At 65.4% G+C, this 2,382-nt stretch carries 3 protein-coding genes; all 3 read right to left on the bottom strand.

Features of this window, described 5'->3' with window-relative positions; genetic code table 11:
• The coding region (locus KDH09_12490) for a hypothetical protein (GenBank protein ID MCB0220509.1) at positions 1–652 on the bottom strand (652 nt) is incomplete at its 3' end.
• A gap of 88 nt (positions 653–740) precedes the next feature.
• Positions 741–1,721: an arsenosugar biosynthesis radical SAM protein ArsS gene (arsS, locus tag KDH09_12485; protein MCB0220508.1), complete on the bottom strand. Its 981-nt coding sequence runs from the start codon at positions 1,719–1,721 to the stop codon at positions 741–743.
• Positions 1,721–2,382, bottom strand: a 662-nt coding sequence (locus KDH09_12480) for a methyltransferase (GenBank protein MCB0220507.1), incomplete at its 5' end; no start/stop codon positions are given. The genes KDH09_12480 and arsS, both read right to left, overlap by 1 nt.

The following is a 2,382-nucleotide window of genomic DNA, read 5'->3' as shown; positions in this document are numbered from 1 at the left end:
CCTGGATCTTGTAGGAATCGATGAGGTCGTCGATGAGCGCCAGCAGCTTCTGCGAGCTCATGGTGATCATCTCGACTTCTTCCAGAAGTTCCTCGTCGCGAATCTGGCGCTCGAGCAGCGAGGCGAAACCGATGATCGCGTTGAGGGGGGTCTTGAGCTCATGTCCGAGGCCCGCGAGGAACTCGACCTCGGAGTCCTGGCGCTGGCGCAGTTCCTTGGCTGAGCTGCCGTTGATCGCGTCGGCCAGCAGGTGCGTCGTTGCCGCCACGCGCTCTTCGTCGATGGGATGATCGCCGTGGTGGCCATAGATGCCGAGGACGTGGGTGCAGCGCTCGCCCTCAAAAGAGCAGAGCAGCGCGCGGCCCTTCTGCAACACGCCGAGCAGCTCGGGCGTGGGCGAATCGACAAAGGCCGCATCGCCGGCGATCACAATGGGCGGCTCGCCCGGTGCAATGCGCTCGGGCGGGGCCAGCAGGTCGATGGGCGTGTTGATCAGGGTATTGGTATCGGGGCCCCAGCACGCCTCGGGAACGAGGGTCTGGGTCTTCGACTCGACGTGCAGCGAATACAGAACGCCGTTGACGCCGCCGATGGCGAGCGTGCAGCTCTTCACCAGGCTGGAAAAATTGGCAGTCGGCGACTCGTTGCTCATCAGGGGCGTTGCTCCGCTACGGCTGTGCCCGGCTCAGGGTAGGAGCCGGGCAGGGGCCTTGCAACTCTCCATAGCCTTTCGCAGGGGGCTAGGAAAGGGCGCCCCCGCAGGAACTGCCCGCTCCGGCAGTACACCCGTAGCAATGATCGGCCACCGCGATCTCGGCGCCCTCGGGGTCCTCGGCCAGGTCCTGCACGGCGCGCGCGCCGGCGGCGGGGATCTCCAGCATCTGGTTGAAGTCGCAGTCGTAGAGTCGCCCGTCCCAACCCACGCTCAGGGTGCTCCGGCACATCAGGCCGGCCGCGTTGGCGGGATTGAAGGACGCCGCCAGCAGCTCCATGTAGGCGCCGAGCTCCCCGGTAACTTCGAGAAAGCGGGCGTAGCGCGCAATGGGCATGTTGGTGATGGTGAACAGGTCGTTGAAGACGATGTCGAAGTGCTCGCTGAGCTCGCGGCGGTAGTCGGCGCGCAGCTTCACCTGCGGCGGCGGCAGATGGGCGCCGACCGGGTTGTAGACCAGGTTCAAAATGAGCCCCGAGCCTTCCCGTCCGTAACCCAGGGCGTTGAGCTTTTGCAGGGCGAGGATGGATTTCTCGAACACGCCGCGGCCGCGCTGCTTGTCGACGTTGTCCTCGCTGTAACAGGGCAGCGAACTGACGATCTCGACCTTGTGCCGGGCCAGGAACTCTGCGAGCCCTTCCTGCCCGGGCTCGAAGAGTACGGTCAGGTTGCAGCGGTCCATGACGCGCACGCCGCGACGGGTGCACTCCTCAACCAGGTAGCGAAAGTTCGGATTGAGCTCGGGCGCGCCGCCGGTAAGATCCACCGTCGTTGCGCCCACGCGGTCGAGCAACGCCAGGCAGGCATCGACCGTTTCGCGCGTCATCACTTCCGTGCGGTTCGGGCCCGCATCCACGTGGCAGTGGGCGCAGGTCTGGTTGCAGAGTTTGCCCAGGTTGATCTGCAGCGTCTCCAACGCGCCGCGCCGCAGCGGGCCGCCGCACTCGCGCCGGGCGCGCGCAGCAAAGGGCTCTACCGCAATGTCTTGAATGGGCTGGGTGGCCGGCATCAGCAGCAGCTCCCTTCGCTCCCACCGCCCGAATCACCGGAGGGTGCGCAGCAGGCGCCTGCGTTCTCGGTAGTGAGCTTGTAGTCGGCGCCCTTGAGCTGGCGCGGATCGCGCAGCACGTAGCCCTTGCACAGGAACGGGGCCTTCTCTTTTTCGGTGACCGGTTCGCGCGGCTCAATGGCGGTGAAGTAGCCGCCGTAGGGATCGTGGGTGAGGATGTTGAAGGTCTTTTCGCACACGGCAACCAGCTCGCCGCGCACGTAGCGGTGGCCGTCGTCGTCGCTCACTTCGCGGAAAGGGCCGTTGTAGATCACGGCCTGGTTGGCCTCGAGGCACTCGCCTTCCTTGCCCTTGTAGGCGATCACCGTGACGGAGCGAAACTCGATTCCCTCCACGGTTTGCCAGGGCTGCTGGTCGCGCTTGGCGATGGAGATGCCGTAGAAACCCGCTTCCTCGAAGGCGCGGACGAACTCGCGTTCCTGGAATGCGCCGGAGATGCAGCCGCTCCAGAGATCGGGATCGGCGCGCAGGTGTTCGGGCACGATCTCGTCGCTGACGATGTCGGAAATCGCCACGCGGCCGCCGCGCTTCAAAACGCGGTGCATCTCGGCGAACATCTGGCGCTTGTGGTCTTCGCGCACGAGGTTGAGCACGCAGTTGG

This window comes from Chrysiogenia bacterium, from assembly GCA_020434085.1.
GTDB lineage: Bacteria > JAGRBM01 > JAGRBM01 > JAGRBM01 > JAGRBM01 > JAGRBM01.
The sequence above is the reverse complement of the archived record's forward strand: the minus strand, read 5'-3'. Positions and strand labels throughout refer to the sequence as shown.

Excerpts from the sequence above, each read along its gene's own strand:
- arsS (MCB0220508.1), bottom strand. The coding sequence starts at position 1,721 with ATGCCGGCCACCCAGCCCATTCAAGACATTGCGGTAGAGCCCTTTGCT.